At 41.1% G+C, this 23,556-nt stretch carries 26 protein-coding genes and 3 pseudogenes; 10 read left to right on the top strand and 19 right to left on the bottom strand.

The genetic code is table 11. From position 1 onward, the window contains the following. Positions 1-19: 19 nt before the first annotated feature. The gene (gene tnpA, locus NWP21_RS12670; protein WP_280792992.1) at positions 20-472 is read right to left on the bottom strand and encodes an IS200/IS605 family transposase; all 453 of its coding nucleotides are present in this window, start codon (positions 470-472) and stop codon (positions 20-22) included. Between the two features lie 230 nt (positions 473-702). Between tnpA and NWP21_RS12665 the strand changes: the two genes are divergently transcribed. Beyond that, positions 703-1,929: a transposase gene (locus tag NWP21_RS12665; protein ID WP_280792991.1), complete on the top strand. Its 1,227-nt coding sequence runs from the start codon at positions 703-705 to the stop codon at positions 1,927-1,929. A gap of 72 nt (positions 1,930-2,001) precedes the next feature. Here the strand turns inward: NWP21_RS12665 and NWP21_RS12660 are convergent, their stop codons facing one another. From NWP21_RS12660 to NWP21_RS12645, 4 genes are all read right to left on the bottom strand, one after another. Further along, positions 2,002-2,268, bottom strand: a complete 267-nt coding sequence (locus NWP21_RS12660; RefSeq protein WP_280792990.1) for a DUF3143 domain-containing protein — start codon at positions 2,266-2,268, stop codon at positions 2,002-2,004. A gap of 27 nt (positions 2,269-2,295) precedes the next feature. Continuing rightward, positions 2,296-2,835, bottom strand: coding sequence for a J domain-containing protein (locus tag NWP21_RS12655; RefSeq protein WP_280792989.1), 540 nt, complete (start codon positions 2,833-2,835; stop codon positions 2,296-2,298). A gap of 154 nt (positions 2,836-2,989) precedes the next feature. Continuing rightward, entirely contained in the window at positions 2,990-4,012 is a 1,023-nt protein-coding gene (locus tag NWP21_RS12650) for a tetratricopeptide repeat protein (RefSeq protein WP_280792988.1), read from the bottom strand. A gap of 230 nt (positions 4,013-4,242) precedes the next feature. Further along, positions 4,243-4,833 (bottom strand): hypothetical protein, encoded by a 591-nt coding sequence (locus tag NWP21_RS12645; RefSeq protein ID WP_280792987.1) that lies wholly within the window; start codon positions 4,831-4,833, stop codon positions 4,243-4,245. Positions 4,834-4,992: 159 nt separating this feature from the next. Here NWP21_RS12645 and NWP21_RS12640 point away from each other — a divergent pair, with 159 nt between their 5' ends. Then, positions 4,993-5,550 (top strand): pentapeptide repeat-containing protein, encoded by a 558-nt coding sequence (locus NWP21_RS12640; protein ID WP_280792986.1) that lies wholly within the window; start codon positions 4,993-4,995, stop codon positions 5,548-5,550. An 80-nt stretch (positions 5,551-5,630) separates the two neighbouring features. Here the strand turns inward: NWP21_RS12640 and NWP21_RS12635 are convergent, their stop codons facing one another. The 5 genes from NWP21_RS12635 to NWP21_RS12615 all read right to left on the bottom strand — a co-directional run bounded on the left by NWP21_RS12635 (position 5,631) and on the right by NWP21_RS12615 (position 9,811). Further along, positions 5,631-5,990: a hypothetical protein gene (locus NWP21_RS12635; RefSeq protein ID WP_271731323.1), complete on the bottom strand. Its 360-nt coding sequence runs from the start codon at positions 5,988-5,990 to the stop codon at positions 5,631-5,633. 82 nt (positions 5,991-6,072) lie between these two features. Next, positions 6,073-7,518, bottom strand: a complete 1,446-nt coding sequence (cysS, locus tag NWP21_RS12630; protein WP_280792985.1) for a cysteine--tRNA ligase — start codon at positions 7,516-7,518, stop codon at positions 6,073-6,075. A gap of 6 nt (positions 7,519-7,524) precedes the next feature. Beyond that, positions 7,525-7,872 carry a phosphoribosyl-AMP cyclohydrolase gene (hisI, locus tag NWP21_RS12625; protein ID WP_280792984.1) on the bottom strand — a complete coding sequence of 116 codons (348 nt, stop codon included), beginning with the start codon at positions 7,870-7,872 and terminating at the stop codon, positions 7,525-7,527. Between the two features lie 164 nt (positions 7,873-8,036). Next, the gene (gene folE / locus NWP21_RS12620) at positions 8,037-8,687 is read right to left on the bottom strand and encodes a GTP cyclohydrolase I FolE (RefSeq protein WP_271731320.1); all 651 of its coding nucleotides are present in this window, start codon (positions 8,685-8,687) and stop codon (positions 8,037-8,039) included. 119 nt (positions 8,688-8,806) lie between these two features. Further along, the gene (locus NWP21_RS12615) at positions 8,807-9,811 is read right to left on the bottom strand and encodes a GTP-binding protein (protein ID WP_280792983.1); all 1,005 of its coding nucleotides are present in this window, start codon (positions 9,809-9,811) and stop codon (positions 8,807-8,809) included. 45 nt (positions 9,812-9,856) lie between these two features. Here NWP21_RS12615 and NWP21_RS12610 point away from each other — a divergent pair, with 45 nt between their 5' ends. Beyond that, positions 9,857-10,009: a hypothetical protein gene (locus tag NWP21_RS12610; RefSeq protein ID WP_280792982.1), complete on the top strand. Its 153-nt coding sequence runs from the start codon at positions 9,857-9,859 to the stop codon at positions 10,007-10,009. A gap of 21 nt (positions 10,010-10,030) precedes the next feature. Here the strand turns inward: NWP21_RS12610 and csx2 are convergent, their stop codons facing one another. From csx2 to NWP21_RS12595, 3 genes are all read right to left on the bottom strand, one after another. Continuing rightward, entirely contained in the window at positions 10,031-11,287 is a 1,257-nt protein-coding gene (gene csx2, locus NWP21_RS12605) for a TIGR02221 family CRISPR-associated protein (RefSeq protein WP_280792981.1), read from the bottom strand. A gap of 80 nt (positions 11,288-11,367) precedes the next feature. Next, positions 11,368-12,294, bottom strand: a complete 927-nt coding sequence (locus NWP21_RS12600; protein ID WP_280792980.1) for a CRISPR-associated protein Csx3 — start codon at positions 12,292-12,294, stop codon at positions 11,368-11,370. Between the two features lie 12 nt (positions 12,295-12,306). After that, a complete protein-coding gene (locus tag NWP21_RS12595) occupies positions 12,307-12,612 on the bottom strand; it encodes a CRISPR-associated protein Csx3 (protein ID WP_271731315.1) in 306 nt (101 codons plus the stop codon). Positions 12,613-12,653: 41 nt separating this feature from the next. On the opposite strand from NWP21_RS12595, the gene NWP21_RS12590 reads away from it, so the two are divergent. After that, positions 12,654-14,081 (top strand): TIGR03985 family CRISPR-associated protein, encoded by a 1,428-nt coding sequence (locus NWP21_RS12590; protein WP_348519778.1) that lies wholly within the window; start codon positions 12,654-12,656, stop codon positions 14,079-14,081. Next, positions 14,050-14,643, top strand: a complete 594-nt coding sequence (locus tag NWP21_RS12585; protein WP_280793007.1) for an HD domain-containing protein — start codon at positions 14,050-14,052, stop codon at positions 14,641-14,643. Before NWP21_RS12590 ends, NWP21_RS12585 begins: the two co-directional genes overlap by 32 nt. A gap of 237 nt (positions 14,644-14,880) precedes the next feature. On the opposite strand, the gene NWP21_RS12580 is transcribed toward NWP21_RS12585, so the two are convergent. The 3 genes and pseudogenes from NWP21_RS12580 to crn3 all read right to left on the bottom strand — a co-directional run bounded on the left by NWP21_RS12580 (position 14,881) and on the right by crn3 (position 16,935). Next, the gene (locus tag NWP21_RS12580) at positions 14,881-15,501 is read right to left on the bottom strand and encodes a hypothetical protein (protein ID WP_280792979.1); all 621 of its coding nucleotides are present in this window, start codon (positions 15,499-15,501) and stop codon (positions 14,881-14,883) included. A 2-nt stretch (positions 15,502-15,503) separates the two neighbouring features. After that, a pseudogene (locus NWP21_RS12575) lies at positions 15,504-15,815 on the bottom strand (CRISPR-associated RAMP protein); the annotation flags it as partial. A 220-nt stretch (positions 15,816-16,035) separates the two neighbouring features. Continuing rightward, a complete protein-coding gene (gene crn3 / locus NWP21_RS12570) occupies positions 16,036-16,935 on the bottom strand; it encodes a CRISPR-associated ring nuclease Crn3/Csx3 (protein ID WP_280792978.1) in 900 nt (299 codons plus the stop codon). A 918-nt stretch (positions 16,936-17,853) separates the two neighbouring features. Between crn3 and NWP21_RS12565 the strand changes: the two genes are divergently transcribed. Beyond that, entirely contained in the window at positions 17,854-18,141 is a 288-nt protein-coding gene (locus NWP21_RS12565) for a glutaredoxin family protein (protein ID WP_280792977.1), read from the top strand. Positions 18,142-18,194: 53 nt separating this feature from the next. After that, positions 18,195-19,682 (top strand): UDP-N-acetylmuramoyl-L-alanyl-D-glutamate--2,6-diaminopimelate ligase, encoded by a 1,488-nt coding sequence (locus NWP21_RS12560; RefSeq protein ID WP_280792976.1) that lies wholly within the window; start codon positions 18,195-18,197, stop codon positions 19,680-19,682. Positions 19,683-19,690: 8 nt separating this feature from the next. On the opposite strand, the gene NWP21_RS12555 is transcribed toward NWP21_RS12560, so the two are convergent. Further along, the gene (locus NWP21_RS12555) at positions 19,691-21,130 is read right to left on the bottom strand and encodes a HAMP domain-containing sensor histidine kinase (protein ID WP_280792975.1); all 1,440 of its coding nucleotides are present in this window, start codon (positions 21,128-21,130) and stop codon (positions 19,691-19,693) included. 135 nt (positions 21,131-21,265) lie between these two features. Then, a complete protein-coding gene (locus tag NWP21_RS12550; protein WP_280792974.1) occupies positions 21,266-22,072 on the bottom strand; it encodes an ion transporter in 807 nt (268 codons plus the stop codon). Positions 22,073-22,150: 78 nt separating this feature from the next. Here NWP21_RS12550 and NWP21_RS12545 point away from each other — a divergent pair, with 78 nt between their 5' ends. The 3 genes and pseudogenes from NWP21_RS12545 to sipA all read left to right on the top strand — a co-directional run bounded on the left by NWP21_RS12545 (position 22,151) and on the right by sipA (position 23,267). Continuing rightward, positions 22,151-22,576 (top strand): nucleoside deaminase, encoded by a 426-nt coding sequence (locus NWP21_RS12545; protein WP_280792973.1) that lies wholly within the window; start codon positions 22,151-22,153, stop codon positions 22,574-22,576. 206 nt (positions 22,577-22,782) lie between these two features. Then, positions 22,783-22,938, top strand: a pseudogene (locus NWP21_RS12540) (P pilus assembly/Cpx signaling pathway, periplasmic inhibitor/zinc-resistance associated protein); the annotation flags it as partial. Between the two features lie 74 nt (positions 22,939-23,012). Continuing rightward, a complete protein-coding gene (gene sipA, locus NWP21_RS12535) occupies positions 23,013-23,267 on the top strand; it encodes a regulatory protein SipA (RefSeq protein ID WP_271731306.1) in 255 nt (84 codons plus the stop codon). A gap of 30 nt (positions 23,268-23,297) precedes the next feature. Here the strand turns inward: sipA and NWP21_RS12530 are convergent. Then, positions 23,298-23,556: pseudogene (locus NWP21_RS12530) on the bottom strand (RNA-guided endonuclease TnpB family protein); the annotation flags it as partial.

Genomic DNA, 23,556 nt, shown 5'->3' with positions numbered 1-23,556 from the left:
GAATTGACCCACAACCAATTCAATCCGCAGGATTGACGGCGCAGTGGGTCGATGAGGAATCGCCACTTTCTGGGCTATTTTGATTCTCAATATATTTTCGCAAAGTGGACACTGTGACACCACCGCAACTAGCAATAAAGTAAGAACCATTCCAAAAAACATCTTTGCTGTAAAACCTTTCTAGATGACCAGAAAATTCTTGACGTAGCTTCCTAGAAGAAACAGACTTTAAGTTGTTTACTAAGCTAAGTTCTAAATCAGGGTGGTACTGAAAAAGTAGGTGGACATGGTTATCTTCACCATTAAACTCAACAAGCTTGCAATTCCATTTAATCAATAATTCTTCAAAGATGAAATGCAACCGTTCTAGCATTTCACCTGTAAAGGCTTTTCGCCTGTATTTTGTTGTTAAAACTAAATGCGCTTTAAGGTCACTGACAGACCTACCTTTTGAAACAAAATCATTTTTCATAGTATAGCAACGGACATATTGGTTAGGACATCATCATTATGGTTTTAAGGGAACAGGGAACAGGGAACAGGGAACAGGGAATAGTGAGTAGGGAATAGGGAATAGGGGATAGGGGATAGGGAATAGTGAATGTCCTAATTACCTTGGCGGTTGCTATAATTCTGGACTATTTGTGTTAATTGGTGTATATTAAAATAATAACACTGATTTAACAAGGAGGTGATAAACAAGTGAGGACAGCTTACCAGTACAAACTACGCCCAACAAAACAACAAGCCGAAAATATAGATAAATGGTTGTCTATGCTTTCTGCTCAATATAATTATTTGCTGGCTGATAGGTTCAACTGGTATGAACAGAATCGTTGTGCGATTAACGCTTGTCCCCTTGTTTGCTATCTACCGGAATTAAAAGATAATCCAGATTACTATTCTCAAAAGAAAACTTTACCCAACCTCAAAAAAACACATCCGCATTACTGCGAGATTTACTCACAGCTTTTGCAGGATATAGTCAAACGAGTTAAGGTAACTTTTGACAGATTTTTAAAAGGGGATAGTAACGGTAAACGTAGTGGTAGACCGAGGTTCAAATCTCGTGACCGTTATAGAACTTTTACTTATCCTCAGATAAAAAATGGGTGTTTGCAAGGTAATTTAATTAATCTACCAATGCTTGGCAAGATTAAGGTTATTCTGCACCGTGCTATCCCTGATGGTTTCAAAATCAAAACCGCGTCCGTAACCAAAAAGGCTGATGGTTATTATTTAACTCTCAGTCTAGAAGATACATCGGTTCCAACAATTAAACCTGATTTTAATCCTGAATCTATAACAGGAATTGATGTTGGGCTAAAACAGTTTTTGACAACTGCTGATGGTGAAACTGTTTCTATTCCACAGTATTATCGTCAAGCTCAGAAACGTTTACGTGTTATTCAAAAACGTGTTTCACGTCGCAAGAAAGGTAGTAAGCGTAGACAAAAAACCGTCAAACAGTTGGGTAAACAGCACAAAAAAGTTGCTGATAAACGAAAAGATTTTCATTTCAAAACCGCTAACACTCTGCTTAAAAAATATGATGTTATAGCTGTTGAAGATTTGAATGTTAAAGGACTTTCACGCTCTAAACTAGCGAAGTCTGTACTTGATGCTGGATGGTCAAGCTTTCTGTCAATACTGACAAACAAAGCCGAAAATGCTGGTTTGTTGGTTATTCCAGTTAAAGCGTCTGGTACAAGCCAGGATTGCTCTAGTTGTGGTGCCAAAGTTCCTAAAAAGCTGCATGAACGTTGGCACGATTGCCCCAATTGTGGGTGCAGTCTAGACCGAGACCATAACGCAGCTATAAATATAAAAAATAGAGCGGCAGGGCATTCCGTTCTTAAAGCCAAGAGCCTCCTAAGCAATAGCCGGATTGTCTTGGAAGCCTACACTGACTCTTCGAGTACAGTGTAGGAGTATGTCACGTAGTTGAGCATGGATATGTATTTGAACCCATGACCAATTACCTACCCTTAAAGAAGAATCTTACGGACCAGAAAACACAGCTTGTTCTATATCTTCGCGGCTGAGAGAATATTTAAAGGAGCGTTGGATATCTTGCTCATTTTCGCCAGATTTGATATACCTGACTGTAATTTGCTCAATATCAAGCCAGAGTTCAGCTCGCCAACCCGGGCGTTGTACACGCCAACAATGTAACTGGCTTTCATCCTGTTGACAGCCTTGGTTTTTGAGCCACTCCTCAATTTGTGGTAGCGGATGACTATATAAAGGTGTATCGGCACTAAGCATAGGAAAATTAGAAAAACAACTAAAAATTTACAAGTTTAAATTAATCTTCATTTCTGCGGGAGTCGGGAGTTGAGAAATGTGGGTAATCTGTGGTTGGCTAAGTTGGGTAGGTATACTCGTTTCACCACGAATAACAGCAACAGCGATCGCGACCAACACACAACCCACAAGGGTTAAGACCAAGAAAAATAATACAAAAATTTCTCCTGCTGATAGGGGGCGATCGCTAGCATCGAGATACATGGACTTTGAGAAATCGTAGGGTTTACGCACCGGATGGTTTAAATCCGTTGGTGCTTGAATTACCCCAAACCGGGAATAGCCGATTTTCACATCATAACTTAAACGCCGTTCAGGATTACTGAGAGTAGCGTAAGCTTCGTTAATTTGCTGAAATTTAGCAGTAGCAACTGTAGCAGGTAATTCTGTAGTATCTGGATGATACTGTTTACTCAGTTGCAAATAAGCCCGCCGAATATCAATAACCGATGCCGAGGGATGCAATCCTAACAGGGCATAATAGGTTATATTCTTGCTGATTTGTCGGTGTTTCCCGTTTTGACTCACGGCTGTGATTCACTCTGGTCAAATTCAGTTTTTTATATTCTAAAACTTTTCTGGGCTTTGCTGAATCAGCATAGTCCATCCATATAGCCAAAAACAAGGTTAATTCTTGGCATATGGCTATATTTGAACCCCTCCTGAGTCAGGAGGGAATAAATTACAGAGCATCCAGACACTGCTGGATCTTTTTCAAGAGCGGTTCAGAGGCGATCGCTTGGGCTAAATCCTGAGCATTGTGATAGTAACTGAGGGCTAACTTTTTGCGTTTAGTCCTAGCGTAAAATTGACCCATACTCAGCAGCGCGGAAATTTCTCCGAGAGAATCGCCAACTTCTTGATAAATGGCGATCGCCTGCTGATAGTATTTCATAGCTTGACGGTGATTCCGCAAGATACCGTAGGTAAAACCAATATTATGTAGGGTTGTCCCCTCCCCTGCGCGGTCATTGATGGCCCGACGAGTCAACAAAACCTGATAGTAGAGTAACAGAGCCTTTTTAGGTTCTCCCAAATCACCATAGACAGAAGCAATATTATTTAAAGTAGTAGCTTCGGCCACCACATTTTTCACAGCGCGTTGAATGGGGAGTGCTGCTTGGAGAAATTCTAAAGCTTGCTCATACTGTCCTAATGTGCTGTAAGCATAACCAATACCATTGAGGGTAGTTGCTTCCCCAGAAAAATCTCCCAGTGAGCGACGCATAGCCAAAATTTGGTACTGTAGCAACAGGGAGCGCTTAGGTTCTCCCAACTTAGTGTAAATGATCGCCACATCATTGAGCGTAGAAACCTCGGACGGAATATCTTGTAAATCTCGAAAGATGTGTAACCCCTGGTGAAAATACTCTAGCGCTCGTGACAATCGCCCCAGACGGCTGTAAGTAGAACCCAGATTACTCAGTGCGATCGCTTCAGATCGACTGTTCCCGATTTCCTCAGCCACTAAACGCGCTTGATCAAAACACTCTAAAGCTTGTAGAGGTTGACAACAACTCAGATAAGCCAAACCGACATCATTCAACGTATGGCCTTCCCTAACTCTGTCTGGGATAGATCGAGCTAAGTGTAAATTCTCCGTGGCAAAATTGAGATATTCTTGAAACTGGCCTTGCTGGTAGTAGCGGTTAGCTTGGTTACGGCGTTGTTCCCATTCTTGGACTCGATTAAAAGCTTGCGTCATCTGACCCCGGTTACACTCTGCGATGAATTGGCAAGGGTTGGGAATGCACCCTCAAGAGGTTTCCCAATATTGAGTTAGTGATTATTTTCTCTCTTGAGAGATAAAAAGTAAATAGAATTGCAATAAAAAAATATATCCTGAGAAATAACACTGATGACTGGGGAATCAGGTGACAAAAAAGAGTATAAAGAATACAAGTATGGGTTTACCCGTGGTTATCTGTCGTTAATTTACTGCTGACGAATCCACAGAGCCAACCCACCCCCACGACCGCGAGCTGCAATCAAATCAGGTGTAACCAAAAAGAAAGCAAAAAAAGGTAACTTGGCGATAGGCTGATCATAGAAATCCTGAGCTTCACCCCGACCAGAGCTAAACCGCCCATTGTAGACCTTACCACCAAACAGGTAAAAAAGCAGATAATTAAAGTCAAAGGCTAACAAATTTTGCTTACCAAAATAACGTGCAGGTCCGGTCAGTTGTAATAAAACTGGGCCTAACTGTACCTGATTACCAATTTCACCCTTACCGGAATCTGGCTCTACAGTAGCACTAAAAGAAATCTGAATACTCACAAACTTCGGCACATACAAACCCTTCCCTAAGACAATTCCACCTCGTTTTTGAGCCTTCTTGGTTCCAGTAGCAAAACAAAGTTGCCATTTACCTAGTAGAGATGTAAAAGGATAACTCAGCCGTTGCTGTTTAGCAGACTTTTCAGCTTGTAACAACGCATTGACGACGGTTTCAGCAGTGGGACGCACCCCGCCGCCGCCATATGCAGCCACACATTGACATAGCGTAGATCTGAAATCAGCCATGGACTTTAGTATATTTCTGTTAAGGAATTGGTAAAACAGCTTGTGATCATAGCATAATAGGAGGACAAGTTTACCTAAAACTCGCGGTTGCTGTAAGTGTGGTTTGAGTAGAGTGTCAAGAATAACTCAACTGACCTGTAGAGATTGCGAGGTGAGAAAATGGACGCTAAAAGAATCCAAAACCTTTATGCAGCAGGAGAGCGCAAATTTAATAGAGCCAGTTTACATGAAATAAATCTTAGTGCTGCTAACTTGAGTGGTGCTAATTTTATGGAAGCTGACTTGAGTGGAGCTAACCTGACACAGGCGAATTTGACTGAATGTGACTTTAGTCGAGCAAATCTCACAGATGCTGATTTAAGTGGAGCCGACTTGAACGGTGCAAACTTGACTGAGGTCAACTTAATTGGCGCTGAACTAATTAGGGTTAACCTGCAACATTCTAACTTAACTCGTGCAGATTTGCGCAGTGCAAATTTAGAAATTGCTAACTTAGGATATGCTGACCTGAGTGAAGCCCAAATGAGTGGAGCCAACTTAAGAAACGCTAATTTGAGGAAAGCCAACTTAAGCGGGTGCAATATCAATGAAGCAGAACTAAACGGTGCGGACTTAACAGGGACACAACTAAGTCAGCAAGAGAAAGCTGAAGAAATAGCCCATATAGGAATATCTCATAAATGGGTGACTTGGGCTGGTAGTTATTGCTATTCTTAGAATGCTCAAGAGTTTTCGTCATCCTCAATTACCCAACCCCTCTCCTTAGCAAGGAAAGGGGAGAGTTTTTCAACAGATGTCTAATAAACTAAGGGCGACATACCGCGCATTTGACGCAAAGCATTAATACACTGTGGACAGTCACAGTTAAATAAGTCAACCGCCATATCACTTTCTTCAATATTAAACCCTAGTAAGGGAACTTCATTTTCATCGCTAGAAAACTCTACTCCGGGTTGATATTCAGGGATTTTAGCCAATACAGAAGCTCTCACACACACAGGACGCCATATATGGTCATTTTGTATGCAGCTGAGTTTGTCTGTGTTGTCTGGTTCTGTTTCTGCGGCCTGGGCTTGATTTGCCATTGCTCCCATAGCGAGAATTGAGCTAACTAGCATGGGAGTAGAAAGTAAACTCAGTATAGTCTTTTTATTCATCGGGGTTCCTTGTAAAACAATCTAAAACGATCCTGACTGCTGAGATGATCCGATTAAATCTTACGATTTAAGTAAATCTTAATCAGGAATGCCAACGAGTCGTACCATCTGGTTGATCGATTAAAGTAACGCCGAGTTCCTGTAATTTTTGACGAATGCGATCGCCCTCCGCAAAATTCTTAGATTTACGGGCTGTTTGTCGCTGTTGGATTAAAACTTCAATTTCCCCATCAGTTAACCTGCTAGGGGCGACAGTGGGGGCTTCTGGTGCTGCTTCGAGTCCTAATACCCCAGCTAAGGTGACTAAAGTTTGCCATTGCTGCTGAATTTCTCCTGGGGTCAGGTCTGTTTTTCCTTGGTGAGTTAACAGATTGCTTTGACGGCGTAACTCCTTAGCCAGTTCAAATAAAACCGCCAATCCTCCCGGTGTATTAAAGTCATCATCCATAGACCCTTGAAAACTCTCGATATAGGGATTAGGGATTAACTCTTTCCCGGTTTCCAGTCCCAGCTTGTCACCGTACTGATAGCCAAACAGTAACCCTTCCTTGAGGGTTTTCCAGGCATTTTCCGCCGAGGCGATCGCCTCTTTAGTAAAATCCAAGGGGCGGCGATAGTGTCCCTGTAGGATAAACAATCTTACCACCATCGGGTCAACACCTTGATCCAGCAACTCTCGAATTGTGGTAAAATTCCCCAAAGACTTAGACATTTTCTCACCGTTCACCGTTACCATACCATTGTGTATCCAGTAACGCGCCAAGGGTTTACCAGTCACCACTTCCGATTGGGCGATTTCATTTTCATGGTGGGGGAATACTAAATCACCACCACCGCCGTGAATATCAATAGTATCCCCTAGTAATGACCTGACCATAGCCGAACATTCAATGTGCCATCCTGGACGACCTGAACCCCAAGGTGAACTCCATGCTGGCTCCCCCGGTTTAGCCCCTTTCCACAGAGCAAAATCCGCAGGGTTTTGTTTTTTCTGTCCTGATGGGTCTTCTACATCTACCCGCCCACTAGCCCCGGCTTGCATATCTGACACATCCCGCCCTGACAGTTTACCATATTCACAGAAGTTATGCACATTGTAATAAACATCCCCATTGGCGGCGTAGGCATAACCTTTTTTTTCTAATTCCTGAATTAATTGGTGAATACTGCTGATATTTTCCGTTACACGAGGATATGCTGAAGCATCCATCACATTTAACCGTCTGATATCCTCAAAGTAAGCATCTATGTAGCGCTGGGAGACTTCCTCCATGGAAGTTCCTTCTAAATTAGCACGGTTAAGAATTTTATCATCAATGTCGGTAAAGTTCTGCACATATTCAACCTCGTAACCGCGCCATTGAAAATACCGGCGTACTACGTCCCAACCTATATAGGAGCGTGCATGACCCAGATGACAGTAATCGTATACCGTGACACCACAGCAATACATTTTCACCTTACCAGGTTCTTGGGGTTGGAATGGTTCTTTTTTATGGGTGAGGGTATTGTAGATGGTCAGGGTCATAATTAATTAGTAATTAGTCATTTGTACAGAATTAAAGAAACAGCTTCTCGCCCCTGTGTGACAAGCAATGTCACCGATTTGCTCAACTTTGATTAAGATGGTGTCGCCGTCACAGTCATAAAACAATTCTTTGACTTTTTGAATGTGCCCAGATGTAGCCCCTTTGTGCCACAATTGGGAACGGGAACGACTCCAGTAATGTGCTTCACCTGTGGCGAGGGTTTTTTCTAGGGATTCCTGATTCATCCACGCCATCATTAACACCGTACCATCTTTATAGTCTTGGGCGATCGCCGGAATTAATCCTTGGCTATTAAATTGTAATTCGGAAATTACCATAGTTGCTCTCCTCACTGAATTTTCACATGAGAGTATTTAATCAATTTATTTAATATTTAAGCAAAAATAGTTTTTATGGTATATTCAATTACCTTGTATTTTGATCATGTAGAGACAAGAATTCTCCCATCTCTACACTTACTACCGCAGCTATATAGATACAGCCCTATGATAACTATTTAATGAAAGTTAGCACTATGGCGGATTAAATTCATAAATTCTTCGCGAGTCCGACCATCTTCAGCGAAAATTCCCCGCATAGCACTGCTAACAGTCCAAGAACCGGGTTTTTGCACCCCGCGCATCACCATACACATATGGGTTGCTTCCACTACTACCGCCACACCTTGGGGTTTGAGTAGTCTTTGCAATGCGTCAGCAATTTGGGTAGTCAGACGTTCCTGTACTTGTAAACGTCGGGCGTACATTTCGCAAATGCGGGCTATTTTAGATAAACCGATGACTTTACCATTAGGTATATAAGCCACGTGAGCGCGGCCAATGATCGGTAGGATATGATGCTCACAGGAACTGAAAATATCGATGTCCCGAACCAACACCATTTCATTGGCGTCTTCTGTAAATACTGCACCATTGAGCAGTTCATCCAAAGATTCAGTGTATCCCTTTGTAAGAAATTTCAAGGCTTTCATCACTCTTTTGGGAGTGTCTTTGAGTCCTTCGCGGTCTGGATCTTCACCTAATCCAATCAACAAAGTCCGTACAGCCTGCATCATTTCTGCTTCTGTTACTTTTGGTTGCTTTTGAGCAACTAAAGACGATAGTACCTGATCGGCAGAAGTTAGATCGGGACGAATCGATAAAGTCATTTTTTGAGTTTTATAAGGAATGTTTTACTGAAGTGGTCAGTTGTTCAGATGTCGGTTGTGATTTACCGCTGACTTACCCTGACTCATGAATGAGTGTAACATAACTTTACACCCTCTCATCATATCAAACATTTATGCAAATGAGATTTAATTTCACTAGGGTTCAAATTTCTGCCAATAAAAACGAGTTGATTTTTACGTGGACTACACCAGTTGTCGGCGTGTAAATTATAACGTGGTCCGCTGAGTTGAAAAATATGGCGTAAATCACTATCATCAAACCACAGTATACCTTTAGCACGAAATACACCCGGTGGCATTTCCTCAGTCAGAAAAGCTTCAAACCTGTGAACATCAAAGGGGCGATCGCTCTGGAAGGAAATAGAAACAAACCCATCATTATCTAAATGATCTGAGTGATGATGGTGATCATGCTCCTTGTGTTCATCTTCTTCTACAATTGAGAGATAATCTTGTTTAGGTGTTAAATCTGTATCTAAAAGTAATGGTAACGGCACCTCTCCATATTGAGTGTGCAAAATTTTTGCCCCAGCTTTGACCTCATAGATGTAGTCTTCCACTTCTTGAAGTTTAGCAGGAGTTGCCAGGTCAACCTTATTGAGAAGAATAATATCACCATACGTGATTTGCTTCAAAGCCGATTCACTTTGAAAATGTTCAGCGTCAAAAGCTTCTGCATCCACCAAAGTAATAATAGAATCGAGGTTAGTTAAATCTCTGAGTTCCGTACCTAAAAACGTGAGGATAATCGGTAGCGGGTCAGCTACCCCAGTAGTTTCAATCACCAAATAGTCAATACGGTCTTCTCTTTCTAATACCCGATAAACAGCATCAACCAAACCATCATTAATGGTACAACAAATACAACCATTACTGAGTTCCATCATGTCTTCATCTATAGAAACCAGCAATTGGCTATCAATATTAATATCCCCAAATTCATTCACCAAAACAGCAACTTTTAAATCTTGTTTATTTTTGAGGATTTGATTTAGGAGTGTAGTTTTACCACTTCCTAAAAATCCAGTAATCAGAGTTACCGGCATTCCCCGCTTAGGAATCTCCGGTATAATGTTTGTTTGAGATGGTGTGAAACTAGTCATATGATCTTTAGACCGGATGATAGAGTTAACGATAGCCGGAAAATTATGATAACGGTTATCATTATAGCCCCAAATAAACCAGATGAGATTAATCTTTGGGCTTTTGGCTATTCAGGACTTCATCCCAACCCAGAATCAGGATGGGGAGCGATCGCCCACCAGAGTATAAATTATAATGGCAAAATCAGGCATTTTTAGATCATTAACTCAGAAGTAGTTTTATACAGTTTCATCCTGCAAATTCCAGACCTTTGCAATGGCTTCAAGTTCCTTAATAATCAATTCCGTTTGATGCAAAATATTTTGGGCATTTTTAGGATTTTTCCGAAATCCTGCGTGTAACACATCATTACGCAGATTAGCCAAGTTTAATTCACCACCCCAAAGTCTGTTTAATTGTTTCTTTTTTTCCTTGGGAAGATTAGACCATTCTACCAGATATTGAGATTCCTTAATAAGGATACCATCTTTATCCTTAATTTTACCTCCAGTTAATAATAGTTCCATTTCCTCCCTATATCCTTTATCTAATGGATCTAACTGAAAGTGATAACATAACAAAGAAGGTAGCCATTCCCGCGCCATAGATAAGGCTTGAACAATTTGTCCTTTCGCTGCGTACCACTCGACAATTTTCAGTTGTCGTAATAAAGATGATTGTGGGTAACGGCGATAATCTGTTGAGTTAAACAAGCCAAAACTACCATAATCTTTTTCTACACGCTGCAACAAAGCTGCAAATGGTGGTACAGTTTGAGAAACCATTGGTGCTGCTGCTAGAATACGTTCAGGTAATATTGCTGATTCTTGAATAACATCCATGGGACGTAAAAGCTGTAAACCTTGTGCAATTCCTTCGATACTGACTGCTAAATCCTTAGCTGTAGAGTCACCTTGATCAAGTAAGCTTGCTAATGCTTGTCCATTTCCTGTTTTAATGAACTGGTCAGTAGCAGTCGTCCACTCCAATAAGCTAACTATGGGTAAAAGGTCAAATATAGGGGTTTTATTATTAGTTTTGGCATCAAATGCACCATATATTAGGCCTTGAATCTCGACTTGACGGACAACACGTAAATAACTAACAGCAATTAATGCTAAAACTGGTAGAGAACGAAAGCCATTTGTAATGTCAAATACTACTCTATCACCCTCTTCTAAACAGTCCGTTAACATTTGAAATAGTTTCCAGATATCTGAGGTACTGTGTCCTTCAGGTACATTATTTATTGGTTGTAAATTAACTTTATCGCCAAGTTTCTTCTTGAGTGTTTCCCAACTAGATTCCGTCTCATTATCTGGAATACCTGTAGCTGCTGTATTCGTCAATAAAACATAAAGAGTATCAGGGTTGTAAAATTCTACTAAAGCTTCTTGAATAAATTTAGTTTTATATTCCCCCGGAGCAATGGGATTAAGGTAAGTAGTTTCTTGATAACCTCTTTTATTAAAGCCGAGAAATGAAATCGCCTTCATAATATTTAATCCTTGATTCTTATTTTTTTTACAGAAGTTTGTCCCATATCCAAATAAGTTTGAGTAGTAAGCTTGCTAACTTACTCTCTTCTACACAACCCCACCAAAACCTGCGCCAAAGCCTGTACCATGGGACGAGAAGAAACATCTTCTCCCCGTTCCAGGTGATGAATACTACCAGTTAGCAAAGGAGATTTTGTAATAATTTTATCTTCCTTACCATCGTAGTCACTATAAAGATTAGCAACAATCTGTATATTTAAATCACGACAAAACTCTTCCCAAACGGTAACTTCCTCCTTACCCTTATCCCCAGCTAAAATCACCGCATGAGTAGCTTCACGCATAATCAGCCGATTTTCTGGTGAAATTTTACCACCCACATCAATGATATTTAGTGGTGTATTGGCACTTTTTACCCAGCCCGCCGCTTTAATGGCAAACTCTGGGGTAAACTTAGCCTTGTAGTCTTGTTTTAGTTTTCTGGCTAAATCAATATCTCGCCGCGCAGCATCGGAAAACCAAGCACCTTCCCCATCTGGACAAGCAGTAATCACATAAGGATAAGGTGCGCCGGGAATATTGCCAATTGCCTGTTTCAAACCTTTACGCAGACAAGATTTACCAGATTGGGGCGGACCACACAATACAACTTTGAGATTTTGTTTACTTTTGTGGGTTTCACTGGTTTCAATCACTTCACCCAACCGATAAGCTGGAGTATGGGTAGCAACAACAATGTAAGTTTTATATCCTGGCTTACCAATTTTGGGGTCAAAAATGGCGATCGCACCATACAATTGAGATATCTTATGAGAGATGAGATAACTTACCGCCACAGAAGCAGGTCCATCAATCTTAAGTAATTTTCCCCCCGTAATTTCCCCCGATGCAAGCATTTGATCTAAACGCGCTCCCGCATCCCTAACAATTTGGTCACCGTGAGCAGGTTTACCAAACCTCACCTTTAACACATCCTCATCCAGACTAATGTGATAGCTAGTCATAACTTTAATCTCTCACTTAATCAAATCGCCCAATTTATACTCAGGATTATGTGTAATACAAACCACATATTTACCTAACTTGGGGTCAAAACAAGCGATCGCACCATAAAGATGAGCCAGTTTATGAGCTAAAACAAACGCCACCGGTACAGAAATAGGTCCATTAATCCTCAACAGTGGACCTCCTCCTAGTTCCTCTGAATCTTGCATTTCCTGCAGTCGCGCCGCCGCATCCTGAATAATTTGGTCATTTTGAGCAGTTTCCCCAAAACTCACCCGCAAAATGTTCTCTTTCAAAGCAATTCTATAACTAGTCATCTGTGCATACTGTTGGGTCAATAGGTATATCATACATCCCAGTGGAAGCAGCCAATTCCAATATGTTGTATGCTGGTCTTAGCAATGAATCTACTCAATCAGTGTTTAAGCCAACTTTTGTAGACACTCCCCAAATAGAACTGCTGCAATGGTTAGCACGCGGTTCTCTCAAGCAAAACCTCCCCAGAGCAATTCGTTTATGGGTGTGGTTACGTTATTTGTATGGACAAGACCCCTTAGCGCTGAGTAATTCCTTTACCTTTGCTCAGTGGCGGGATGTTTTTTTTACTTCCACCCACCCCAAAGGGGAAGCAATTCCTCAGTTACATGATGTAAATTGTCCTTGTAGTAAAACCACTGCTACATGGTTATTACAAGCGGGAATTGTCAAATCACAATGGCAAAAGTCCCTGTTAACTCACACTGGTATTTCTGAACCTAAATTAAATGAAATATTACAACAAAGACTATTTGGCGTTACACGTCGTTCCTTACAAGCAGACCTAGAAATTCTCGCCGAAATAGGATGGTTAGAATATCGACAACAGAAATATCATCGGGTCAAAAAATTCCCCTCTCGTCCCATGATCACCACATCTGGGACTAGCGACGAATTGAACTTTCTCAATCAAGAAGATTTAGCCGCGATCGCTCAAAATCATGCCCAGATGATCTGTGGTGTGCAGCGATTTTGCTTTCAACTTGACTATGTAATCCCCCGTAAGACTATAGACTTAGTTGATGATTGGCAACATCAATTACGGGAAATCTGGGAACAAGAGCCAGTAACACCTCTAGAATTAACTTACAACAGCGCCAGACTTAAACACACTGTGCAATCTATAGTTTACCCAGTATGTATCTATTATGTCCAACGAGCAGTTTACCTTTGCGCCCTGGGCGAAAGTCCTGACCGCAAAACTGATTGGTATAACTATCGACTAGACCGGATTCACCATATTACACCCATAGACTGGGCAAATCCATCTATTCCCCAGGTTTTACAACAACGCTACTACAACGGTAATTTACCCAGTCCCGATGAAATTGAACGGGAAATGTCTCAAGCTTGGGGATTTGATTTTTATTTACCCTCCCGACTGATGCTGTTGCGATTTGACCGAGACCACCATGACCGCTACATTCAGGATACTGTTCGCCATCGGACCTTTGAGGCCGTTACCTATCAGGAAGCAAAATATTTAATTCAACAACATAGATCAGTGCTGGAACAACAAGCATTACTGCAAGTTCTCAATCAGCGCTCCTCACAAGATGCTTACTACCGTGTGCAATATCGCCATCTAGATTACAACGTCAGTATGCGTATACGCGCCTGGCGACCAAAAGCTGAAGTTATTATGCCTCTAGATTTACGCCAAAGTATCGGGGCTGATGTCGCCGCTGAATATTTGCTCTATCTGGGTCAAGAAAATGATCAACACCCCAAAATTAACGGTAAAATTTGAGTCAGCATTAGTTTACGCCACATCTCTGCACGCTAAACAAACCCGTAAAATTAACGGTACCCCTTATGTTGCTCATTTATTGAGTGTGGCGGCCTTAGTATTGGAAGCTGGGGGAACAGAAGAAGAGGCGATCGCAGCTTTACTACATGATAGTATTGAAGACCAGGGAGGAAAAGCTACTCGTGAAGAAATATATCAGCTATTTGGTGAAGCCGTTGTCACCATTATTGATGGTTGTACAGAGTGGGACACACCACCCAAACCCCCTTGGAAGCAACGTAAGCAGCAATATTTACAAAAGTTGCGTCATGCTTCACCCTCTGTGCGCCTGGTATCTTTAGCAGATAAGTTACATAATGCCAGATCATTACTTGCAGATTCTCGCCAATATGGTAGTAGGATTTGGCAGGAGTTCCAATTTGGTAAAGAGGGTACTCTCTGGTTTTACCAAGAGTTATTACAGATTTACATCACCACCGGCTCAGATTTTCTCACTGAGGAATTTTCACGGGTAGTTAATTATTTGTCTCAGGAAGGGAATGGAGACATGGCAAGATTTTAAGTAGTTCTGTTGGGTTTTACTAGGTTCAACCCAACCTACTTTGAGAGATTTTATTCACTGTTTGTCCTTCCTGAAGTAACCCAGCTTTCTTCAGATAGGTGAAAAACTTTACACTGGCATTGGTTTCATTGACAATGCAATTAAAATTAATCCATTGGGTATGATGATTAAATCAATGGTACAGTGGTTAACAAATCTTTTGTGCATGACTAAAATTGGTAAAGAAAATATTGGTTTTTAGGCTGGTACTAAATTATTTAGCTGTATTTGACACTGTTGGAAAATAAAATTAACAGCAGCAAATAATTGATCTAATTCATAAATAGTGTAGGGAGTAATATTTCTGGTAAATTTGTCATTGTCTAATTTCGCAAATTGCCATGTAAGACCATTAGAAACTATCCCGTAAAGAATAATGGTATCTTCTGCATTTAGTTTTTGAGCCGCAATCATTTCTGCTAGACATTGCGCCCAACCAGCTTCAAAGTTATCTTGCTTGGCTTCTACTAAAATGAAATATGGTTTATCAAAAACTACTTTTCCTAATGGGGAACGTTTAGCCAAAATATACTCAGGAAAACCGGATAAATTTTCATCATAGTTGAATGATTGATGACTCCATAAAATGAAGTGATTCCGGTATGTTTTCCAAACTTCTTTGAGTAGGGGATAAATCAGATTTTCGCAAATTGCAAATTCTGAGTTATTTACAACCCCATCCCCCATGATTATTTCTAAATCTTCCCGGAAATAATCAGATACTTTAAATTCAACAGCACTGATAAAATTAGCTTCGGTATAAGTGACTTGAAACGCTTTCAAAACTTCACCAATGCTTTTGTAATTACTAAAAGCCATATTTACCTCTGAAATTCAGCATTATTGTTAGGTAATTTGTTTGTCAGGTATTCAATTAATTTTTCTACCCAATAATCTTTAAATTCCCCTGCGTCTTCGTAGGCGCTTTCGTCTCCCATTACCAATTTCTTGAGATAATCTAGTAATAAGTGTGGTTGATTGTCGGGATAGTCAAACCAGTGCATTTTATCTATATCTAGTTTAACAACACCCAAGCCACGCGATCGCCCACCGCCTAAAGGTATCTGTTCTGTCTCAAATTGGTGTAACCCAATCATCAACAGTCCCAGTTCCCATTCTTGGGCGTTTTCAACCGCTAAGGGCGATAAAGCTGTAATCTTTAATTTAATTCGCTGCATATTTCACCTTGGGTAACAACATCTCCCATGCTTGATCATCTGGTGCTAATTTTGGTAATTCTTTCCAACTGAACCAACCCAAACCTGCCGACTTACTACCACCTAAAGCGTGAATATATTGTCATAAAACCAGTATCTTGCATTTGACACTCCCCTAGGTTAGATTAAGGTGAATTTATTTATTTAAAAGTATTAATCTTCTCAACCGTTTTAAAAAAGCTTGGGGAACAGCAGCAGGTTCTCCCGGTATCCACGGCCCAGCAGTCATTTCTAAATAGGGTTTCTGCTGATGAATGATTTCCATGGGAGTCAGCACACTATTAATCACACCGATGGGTTTTAAATTACCACGCTCGCCACAAAATTCATGCCAAGCATCAATAGCTTGACTATGGCAACTGATAATCAGATAATGGCTACAAGCCTCTAAAATCGGTAACTTTTGCGGTTGTTCCACCCCCCCCACATCCACAATTACCAAAGACTTCTCCCGTCGTAACTGAAGGATAACCTGAGAATGGTAGGGGAAAAACTCATCTGTGAAAGAACCGCGATCGCCCCTATTAACAGCCTCCGTACCCAAATCTAACAGGTAATTACCCTCACCATCCCAATGGGCGCGTTGCAGATATATATCAGGAGTTTCACAAGACAAAGCTGTAAACAAAGCATGAGAAAACACACTTTTACCACTATTTGGTGGTCCGACAATCATTAACGCTGGACATAATTGCTGGTGGTAACAATGAGGGGGATGTATATCAATTACTTCCCCAATGTCAACCACATCAGAGTTAGTTGCTACCACCACCGCACCTAAAGGCGGTTCATAACAAGCTACCCAAGCCGTAAACTGTAGTTTGTCAGTTAGGTAAGCATACAACCAAATGGGGGCGCGTCCAGAAATTACCACACCAGCAGTAGTATCAATACCAGATGGTAACTCTAAATTTATTAAATCTCCTGGTTGAATCAGGCGATCGCTTTTGGTTGAAGAAATTAATAAAAATTGGTATTTCTTACCTTGCTTAATCACTGGTTCACTTAACTGTAATCGACCCCCGTCCTGAGTCATCAGCCTTTTTCCTTTTTTGCAGTCTGGGTAAAACTACATCAGCATCATCGATGTTTTCGGAATCTCAACGCGGTACATTACCAGTTTTTTCGCCACAAATAAACCCATAAACAAAATATCCTCTCTTGAAATCAGTTCATTATTACACACCTATGGAAGAGGACTATTCCAATATTTTAAACTTTGTATAAATTAATCTCATAAAAGTATTATTTGCGTAATAATCACCACATTCCCCCAAGGGGACGGAAATCAGAAACCCCACTGTTACTAATGAAAAATGCCCACAGGCGCGGGCATTAAGTAGGCTTTCTGTCACTTTTATTGGCTACAATCATGTTGGATCATGATGCTTTTATTCTTCTGGATTTTCCCAAATAAATCAAGTACTTAAAACTGGAATTGTAGACATAAATAGCGAAATTATATCTTTTTATTTATTCATTCTCCAGATGACAATAGAGCCAAACTTAGAATTTATGTGACAACTCTAGTATCTCTTTGAAAATTTCCGGTAATTATCTGGCGATAATTGTAATTATATCACAAAGATGAATTGGTATTTACTACTACCATAAACATCCCGTTGACCAGCAAACATTTCACGACAAAACTGAGATATTTATGTCAATTAACCTGGAGAATTGCCGGGAATTTTATATTAAAACTATAAGTGTGGTCAGGTTGAAAACCCCAGGTATTCCCAGTCTTGGGGTTTTACTTTTTTCCCCATTCCCCATTCCCAATTACCCCCAATGCTGAAGTTTAGCCGAAAGATAGATGAAATTAGATCACCAATTGCCTTATATTATCGCTCAAACAAAGAGCGTCAGGTTTGAGGGTGTATCTGCTAGCCAGAGTAATCTGAATCCGCTCGGTTAAGATAGAGTTTAACTACCCTATCAATGTTTTCAGAAAATGCGATTGATTTTATATAGCAAGCCCGGATGTCATTTGTGTGAGGGTTTACAAGAAAAGTTAGAACAACTCGAAAACCTCAATTGTGAGTTAGAAATTCGGGATATTACCACTCGTGAAGACTGGTTCTTGGCTTATCAGTATGAAATACCGGTTCTTTGTTTATGTAACCACACAGGGGCAGAAGAAACCGAGGGAGGGGTAATTGAGGAGCGTTTACCACGTCCTTCTCCCCGTGCTAGTGTGCAGCAGTTAGCCCAAATGTTGGGTAAGTATTTATCCATTTAGAAAAAAATAATGCAGAATAAGCGCAAGAGATTTGTGTGACGAGGTGCACTAAAATGAAATTGCGTGAATTGCTGGCGGTTGTGGATGGTGTTAATTACTCTTTTGTCCCTGATGTAGAAGTTACGGGTTTAAAGACTAATTCTCATGCTTGTAGTATGGGTGATTTATTCATTGGAATGCCGGGAACCCGGGTAGATGGTGGGGATTTTTGGCCTAGCGCGATCGCCTCCGGTGCTGTAGCGGCCATTGTTTCACCCCAAGCATTACAAAACAATCCTCCCACAGATGGGGCTGTGGTTGTCAGTGCTGCGGATATGACTAAAGCCTGCGCCCAATTAGCGGCGGCTTTTTACGGTCATCCAGGCAAAAAACTCCAGCTGGTGGGTGTGACTGGTACTAATGGTAAAACTACTACTAGTCATTTAGTGGAATTTTTCCTCAGTCAAGCTGATCTATCTGTGGCTTTGATGGGAACTCTTTACACTCGTTGGCCTGGTTTTGAACAAACTGCCCTGCACACCACACCCTTTGCAGTGGAATTACAAGAACAGCTAGCAGCGGCTGTGAATGCGGGTTGTGAGTTTGGTAGCATGGAAGTTAGTTCCCATGCTTTAGCCCAAGGTCGAGTTTTAGGGTGTGAGTTTGAGGTGGGGGTGTTTACTAATCTGACTCAAGACCATTTGGACTATCACGGGGATATGGAGGATTATTTTGCTGCCAAGGCTTTATTATTTACTCCCGAATATCTCAAGGGACGCGCAATAATTAATGCTGATGATGCCTACGGTCAGCGTTTAATTGCGTCTCTAAGTATATCAGGACGGGTGTGGAGTTACAGTGTTAATAATCACAGCGCCGATTTGTACATGAGTAATTTAATGTACGAACCTAATGGTGTCAGCGGTATGTTACATACCCCAAGGGGTAATGTGGCTTTTCGTTCTCCTTTGGTGGGGCAGTATAATTTAGAGAATCTTTTGGCAGCTGTGGGTGCGGTTTTACATTTAGGACTAGATTTACACTTGCTGGCTGCGGCTATACCGCAGTTTCCTGGGGTTCCCGGACGCATGGAACGTGTACTTAGTCCTGAGGAAGAAATCACCGTAATTGTGGATTATGCCCACACCCCTGATAGTTTGGAAAATTTGCTCAAAGCTGCACGGCCGTTTATTCCCGGGAAGATGATCTGCGTGTTTGGCTGTGGAGGCGATCGCGATCGCACTAAGCGCCCTAAAATGGGTAAAATTGCCGCCGAATTAGCAGATATAGCCGTTGTCACCTCAGATAATCCCCGGACAGAAGACCCGGAACGGATTTTACAAGATGTTTTAGCAGGAATTCCTGATACTGCTCAACCAATAGTAATATGCGATCGCGCTACAGCTATTCGCACTGCCATTTTACAAGCCCAACCCGGCGATGGAGTCTTATTAGCTGGTAAAGGTCACGAAGACTACCAAATTCTCGGCACTGAAAAAATCCACTTTGACGACCGAGAACACGCACGGGAAGCTTTACAGGAAAGACTCAAGACCCGTTGATCTCAAAATCAAACACCTAGCTTCTTCTTACTGCTGACTTCCAAAGGTAAGAAAATAGTTAAAACTTCTCCGTAGTGTTGGCGTTGGCGGACAATTAGTTTACCGCCAATAGCCTGAAATAGATGCTTTGTGGCAGCAATATTTAAAGTAATCGTACCGGTTTCGGGTTGAAACATCAGTAATTGCCCCAAGGCTTTGCGAATTGGTGGTGTAACATTACCCGTGGCGACGCTTGTACCTTGGCAATGTAAGTGGGGTGATAATTGTAACTTCAGTTGGTCTCCGGCTGGAATCACCTGCACTTGAATATGACTTCCGGGGGGTAAACTGCGGGTGAAATTCTCCATTAATCCGGTGAGTACCTGATCGAGCATATTGGGATTACTCACCACTGTTGGTAATTGCTGCGGTAAAACTACATCTAAAGTCAAATTTCGCCGATGTGCCGCTTGTTGCCAACGAGGGACACTCTGCCGCAGTACCTGATCTAAGGACATGGGTGTGAGTTGACTACTGGGAGATTTCACCGCCGGAGAAGTTTCTAATTCTGCGGCTTTAAACAGTAGCTCCATGCGGTCAATTTGCTCGGTACACTCGTGGTCAATAATTTCTAAGCGATTAGTGACTTTAGCTGGTAAATCTTGCCGTTTGAGTAGTAAGCGAGTCAGGGTGCGAATTGTCGTTAAAGGTGTCCGCACTTCGTGAGCAAAAGCTTGGAGTAATTCTACATCGGGTACTGGGGATGGCTTGGGGGCTACCCTTTCCTTTTCAGCATCTGTAGTGTCTTCTAATACTTCTTTATTGGCCGGGACTGCTGTTAATTCCTCCAGTAACAATCTGCTAAACTCCATGATCAGGCGGTAATCTGGTGTGATTGCAGCATAGTTTTGAACTAATGTCTCCAGTTCGGCGCTAAATTCTGGATTAGTCAGCATTACCCTGGTACTCAGCGATCGCCAAGCTTGCTCTACTACTTCCGGCTCAAAGGAAAATGAAAATGTTTTATTACCTCTGTGATCTTCTGCCAAAACCAACACTAATCTCAATTTTTCTGTAAAAACTAAGCAAAATCTCTCTCTTACCAGTGGATCTGCTGGTAGTAAAGGTAGTACTGTTTTCTGGGGAGCCATTTCTTGATCTGCTGTAGCGATCACACTGGACATCTGAAATGGCATCAATGCCAAGGGGTTAAATGGCTGGGCTGTAAATGTGACAGTTTGCAAGCTCTGATTTAATTTTGGCTGAGTAAATAAAGGTGCTGGTGCTGCTAATACTAAGCCTTTAGTCCCATCAAGTGAAGCAGTTGCTAAACTGTTGATCAGTAGTTGTTCTGTTGCAGCCACACTCACCCGCCACTGTCGCTCTGCTTTGGTTGGTGAGCATTCAGCCACAGTTGCCTGACTGGCAGCTACAATTTCACTCAGGCTTGGCAAGATCCATTGATACACAGGTATTCACCCCTTAATTGAAGAGCGACGGCAGCGTTTAAATTAGACATTTGACTACTACCTATGAGGTTATATTCTTTTGTGTACTCGCAACAGTAGTATAACCGAACATTATAGGGGCAATTTCCCCTGTTATCAGTTCAATTCCCAGATTGTCAACTCACCCTTGAGTAACTCAGTCCCACACCGTTTACAAAACTTAGCATCTACATCATGGAATGCTAAACCGCAACCAGAACAAACTATTTCTAGCTGATTAGCACTTTTCACCAATCGCTTAATTAAGTCCCCTACTTGCCAAGGAATTAAAGAAATACCTGTCAAAATCATTAATACTGTCAGCAAGCGACCTAATTCTGAAATCGGGGTCAAATCCCCAAATCCCACTGTTGTCATCGTCACCACCGAAAAATAAAACGCATCCAAAAATGTGCCAAAAACATCAGGGTTGACTGGATGTTCTACCTGATAAATTAAGCCAGAGTAAATAAATATAATGGCAAATAAAGTAAATAAAATTCTGGCTAATATTTCCCCATCTTCCGTAGTGATAGTACCAAATAAAAATGGTCTATCTATTAATTTAATTAACCTTAAAATTCTAAAACAGCGCAAGAGGCGAATAAACCTCAAATCAACTCCCCCTATAAAAAATGTTAAAATTGCTATTAAGTCAATAGTTGCGTAAAAACTAAAAATATAGTTAAATTTATTTTCAGCACTCCACAGTCGCACTGCATATTCTCCAGCAAAAAATATCAGGATTACAATGTCAATAACATTTAAATCTATGAGAATATCCTCAGGAATATTATAAGTCTCAGCGACAAACATACCTGATGAGAGTACCACCAAAACCATAAGTGTTAAATTAATCGCTTTACCTATTGGTGTTTCTAGGTCTTTCAAGTAAAATTCTGTTTGTTTTCTGCTTACTAACATATTCAACATCTTTGACAAAAGACAAATAAAAGTTATAGGATATGATGAGAATTTATCATTAATAAATGACTAATTCCGATGCAACCAGAAGATTTTATGCGCCTAGCACTCCAAGAAGCTCAAAAAGGAGATGCTCCTTATGGTGCTGTAATTGTTAAAAACAAAGAAGTTGTCGCTGTCGCTCATAATACCGTCAATCGAGATAGCGACCCATCAGCCCATGCAGAAATTAACGTGATTCGCCGCTTAACAGCTAAACTTAAAAGCCCTTCCTTAGCAGGTTATACAATATATACCACTGGTGAACCTTGTCCTATGTGTGCTACGGCCTGTGTGTGGGCGGGGATATCTGAAATTGTCTATGGTGCTTCCATTCAAGATTTAGTCTCGGTGAATCAATCACAAATTCTTATATCTTGTGAACAGGTAATTACTCAATCATTCAGAAATATTAAAATCACAGGCGGGATTTTAAAGCATGAATGTTTGGCATTATTTAATTGAGCAAAATATCTTTTGAGAATTGTTAATGTTTTTAACAAGGCTCTAAATAAGCTAAAAATCTGTTAGCGACAATAGCCGCTTGAGTGCGATCGCTTAAGCTTAAGCGGTTAAACAGACTGGCGGACAACTGCGATCGCCAGTAATACCCACTCCAAATACAGCAAAAACCGAAAAGGATGATTATTAATTGTAATAGGGCGATTCATACTGAACAACAGAAAACCCAAATGCGCCAAATCCGGGAATCTTCTCAACAACAGATGTTAGCACTTCTGATCCCAGAGCAACGGCAACAAATGCAGGAAATGCGCCAAAATATGCGATCGCGCCGTCAGCAAGGCAATTTCCTAAATAGAGAATAAAAAATTAACTCAATACCTAGTAAAAGTTAGGAGTTATGAGTTATGAGTTAGTCAAGACTCCTAGCTTGATAAACATGACTCCAGAATTCGCCATTGGTAGTAAGGTCAGAGTTGTAGCACTACCGCCCTACGTCAAAACCGCAGATCCCATGCCCACGCTGCGCCCCCCTGATGTGATTTCTTTAGGGGAAGAAGGTACATTAATTGACCGAAAACCCGGAGGATATTGGGTTATACACTTTACTAAGGGCAATTTTTTGTTGGATAGCCAATATATTGAAAGCACAGATATCCCACCCGCAGCTCACCAGGGTAACCAAGAATTGTAAACTTGTGTAAAGTTTTGATACTCCCCACGGCTAGAAGCCGGGGGATTCTTGAATAGCCCATAAACGAACTTTCAATGGTGCTATCAAAGACACCCTACTGACTCCACTTAGGTCTAAACCTAGTTTGATCGCTACTTTAGCTAAAATGTTAGCTGCTCCATTAGCATCAGCATTTAAGAGAACATTTTCTGCTGTTCTGAATAATCCACGATTCACACGTTTTCCTGATGATTGCCACCCTTCCGGTTTTGCACGAAATGTAGGTAGCACATCACCATCTAAAAATGAA

Origin of the sequence: Anabaenopsis sp. FSS-46 (genome assembly GCF_029891665.1) — a bacterium.
Taxonomy (GTDB): domain Bacteria; phylum Cyanobacteriota; class Cyanobacteriia; order Cyanobacteriales; family Nostocaceae; genus Anabaenopsis; species Anabaenopsis arnoldii.
This window is presented reverse-complemented; position numbering and strand designations above follow the sequence as displayed.

Bases quoted from the DNA above. Each gene is read 5' to 3' on its own strand.
- tnpA (WP_280792992.1), bottom strand. From the start codon at position 472: ATGAAAAATGATTTTGTTTCAAAAGGTAGGTCTGTCAGTGACCTTAAA.
- NWP21_RS12660 (WP_280792990.1), bottom strand. From the start codon at position 2,268: ATGCTTAGTGCCGATACACCTTTATATAGTCATCCGCTACCACAAATT.
- NWP21_RS12650 (WP_280792988.1), bottom strand. From the start codon at position 4,012: ATGACGCAAGCTTTTAATCGAGTCCAAGAATGGGAACAACGCCGTAAC.
- NWP21_RS12645 (WP_280792987.1), bottom strand. From the start codon at position 4,833: ATGGCTGATTTCAGATCTACGCTATGTCAATGTGTGGCTGCATATGGC.
- NWP21_RS12640 (WP_280792986.1), top strand. From the start codon at position 4,993: ATGGACGCTAAAAGAATCCAAAACCTTTATGCAGCAGGAGAGCGCAAA.
- NWP21_RS12635 (WP_271731323.1), bottom strand. From the start codon at position 5,990: ATGAATAAAAAGACTATACTGAGTTTACTTTCTACTCCCATGCTAGTT.
- cysS (WP_280792985.1), bottom strand. From the start codon at position 7,518: ATGACCCTGACCATCTACAATACCCTCACCCATAAAAAAGAACCATTC.
- folE (WP_271731320.1), bottom strand. From the start codon at position 8,687: ATGACTTTATCGATTCGTCCCGATCTAACTTCTGCCGATCAGGTACTA.
- NWP21_RS12615 (WP_280792983.1), bottom strand. From the start codon at position 9,811: ATGACTAGTTTCACACCATCTCAAACAAACATTATACCGGAGATTCCT.
- NWP21_RS12610 (WP_280792982.1), top strand. From the start codon at position 9,857: ATGATAACGGTTATCATTATAGCCCCAAATAAACCAGATGAGATTAAT.
- csx2 (WP_280792981.1), bottom strand. From the start codon at position 11,287: ATGAAGGCGATTTCATTTCTCGGCTTTAATAAAAGAGGTTATCAAGAA.
- NWP21_RS12600 (WP_280792980.1), bottom strand. From the start codon at position 12,294: ATGACTAGCTATCACATTAGTCTGGATGAGGATGTGTTAAAGGTGAGG.
- NWP21_RS12595 (WP_271731315.1), bottom strand. From the start codon at position 12,612: ATGACTAGTTATAGAATTGCTTTGAAAGAGAACATTTTGCGGGTGAGT.
- NWP21_RS12580 (WP_280792979.1), bottom strand. From the start codon at position 15,501: ATGGCTTTTAGTAATTACAAAAGCATTGGTGAAGTTTTGAAAGCGTTT.
- crn3 (WP_280792978.1), bottom strand. From the start codon at position 16,935: ATGACTCAGGACGGGGGTCGATTACAGTTAAGTGAACCAGTGATTAAG.
- NWP21_RS12565 (WP_280792977.1), top strand. From the start codon at position 17,854: ATGCGATTGATTTTATATAGCAAGCCCGGATGTCATTTGTGTGAGGGT.
- NWP21_RS12560 (WP_280792976.1), top strand. From the start codon at position 18,195: ATGAAATTGCGTGAATTGCTGGCGGTTGTGGATGGTGTTAATTACTCT.
- NWP21_RS12550 (WP_280792974.1), bottom strand. From the start codon at position 22,072: ATGTTAGTAAGCAGAAAACAAACAGAATTTTACTTGAAAGACCTAGAA.
- NWP21_RS12545 (WP_280792973.1), top strand. From the start codon at position 22,151: ATGCAACCAGAAGATTTTATGCGCCTAGCACTCCAAGAAGCTCAAAAA.
- sipA (WP_271731306.1), top strand. From the start codon at position 23,013: ATGACTCCAGAATTCGCCATTGGTAGTAAGGTCAGAGTTGTAGCACTA.